The following is a 1758-nucleotide window of genomic DNA, read 5'->3' as shown; positions in this document are numbered from 1 at the left end:
CCATCAAATACCTCCGGAGGGGACTGTCGCCTTTAGGCGACAGGGGAATCCGGTACGAGAACGCACCGGCGGTGGTTATACAGGCCGCGCTGGTATAGTCGGTGGCATGGGCAGGCAGGTGACAGCGGACGCAGGCGGGGTCCACGACCTCGGCTACCACGTCGTCTGGTGCCCGAAATACCGCCGTCCTGTGCTCGCCGGCCCGGTTCGTGACAGGCTCGACGTGCTGCTTCGCGAGAAGTGCGCCGAGCACGACTGGCCAATCGTTGCGTTGGAGATCGAGCCCGACCACGTGCATCTGTTCGTGAAGGCTCATCCGAAGCACTCCCCGTCGTACATCGCGAACCAGCTGAAGGGCTTCACGTCGCACGCGCTGCGAGCCGAGTTCTCGCACCTTCGGTCCCGGCTTCCCACGTTGTGGTCCCGGTCGTTCTTCGTCGCCACCGTCGGTGCCGTCTCGGCTGAGACGGTGCGCCGGTACATCGACACCCAGAACGAGCGGCCATGGCGCAAGGGAACGTCCCGGTGAGGCGAACCTTCAGGTTCCAGTTACGCCCGACCAGCCGTCAGGCCAACACGCTCACGGCACTGTTGGACGACCACCGGGCGCTGTACAACGCCGCGCTGCAGGAACGGCGGGATGCCTACCGGCACCCGTCGAAGACGACGGTCCGCTACGGCGACCAGTCGGCCCAGTTGAAGGACATCCGGGCGTTCGACCCGGACCACGCGCGCTGGTCGTTCTCCTCCCAGCAGGCCACCCTGCGCCGGCTCGACAAGGCGATGGCCGCCTTCTTCCGCCGCGTGAAGTCCGGGGAGATGGCCGGCTACCCGCGGTTCAAGGGCGCCAACTGGTTTGACATGGTCGAGTGGCCGAAGGACGGCGACGGCTGCCGTTGGGACTCCCAGCCCGAAAACCCGGCGCAGACGTTCGTCAGGTTGCAGGGAATCGGCCACGTCAAGGTCAACCGGCACCGGCCCGTACGCGGCACCGTCAAGACGGTCTCCGTAAAGCGGGAGGGTAGGCGCTGGTACGTCGTCCTGTCCTGCGACAACGTGCCCGCCGAACCGCTCCCCGCTACCGGTGCCGTAGTCGGTGTCGACCTGGGCGTGGCCTCGCTCGCGACTACCTCTGATGGTCGGCATGTCGGCAACCCGCGTTTCCTCGCGGCAGCCGCCGATGGTCTTGCCGCCGCTCAGCGGGACCTGTCCCGGAGAAAGCGCGGGTCGAAGCGCCGTCGCAAAGCCGCGGCCCGGGTTGCCGCGCTGCACGGGAAAGTCCGCCGTCAGCGGCTCGACCTCGCTCACAAGACGGCGCTCGAACTGGTCCGCGGCCATGACCTGATCGCCGTCGAAGCGCTCAAGGTCGTCAACATGACCCGCCGGGCCAAGGCCAAACTCGACCCCGAGCAGCCCGGAACCTTCCTCCCGAACGGGCAGGCCGCCAAGACGGGACTGAACAAGAGTATTCTTGACGCGGGATGGCGAACATTCCTCGACGTGCTGCACGCCAAGGCTGAGAGTGCCGGACGTGTCGTCGTCGCTGTGAACCCCGCCAACACCTCCCGCACCTGCGCTCAGTGCGGCTACTGCGCCGCCGGCAGCCGCGGGACACAGGCCGAGTTCGTCTGCCAGCGGTGCGGGCACGCCGCGCACGCCGACGTGAACGCGGCGGTCAACATCTTGAGGGCCGGGCTGGCCCTTCGGGCCGCGCAAGTCGCCTGAGAAGCCGGCGGCTTCAGCCGTCGGAGTAGTCAC

General features: G+C 67.5%; 2 protein-coding genes. Both read left to right on the top strand.

The window, feature by feature from the left end:
* The first annotated feature begins 106 nt into the window (after positions 1-106).
* On the top strand, positions 107-529 hold the full coding sequence (gene tnpA / locus C1A33_RS24705; protein ID WP_101833764.1) for an IS200/IS605 family transposase: 423 nt from the start codon (positions 107-109) through the stop codon (positions 527-529).
* A complete protein-coding gene (locus C1A33_RS24700) occupies positions 526-1725 on the top strand; it encodes an RNA-guided endonuclease InsQ/TnpB family protein (RefSeq protein WP_101833762.1) in 1200 nt (399 codons plus the stop codon). The genes tnpA and C1A33_RS24700 overlap by 4 nt, the downstream gene beginning before the upstream one ends.
* Positions 1726-1758: the final 33 nt, after the last annotated feature.

The sequence above is a fragment of the Frankia canadensis genome (assembly GCF_900197875.1).
Lineage (GTDB): Bacteria > Actinomycetota > Actinomycetes > Frankiales > Frankiaceae > Frankia > Frankia canadensis.
This window is presented reverse-complemented; position numbering and strand designations above follow the sequence as displayed.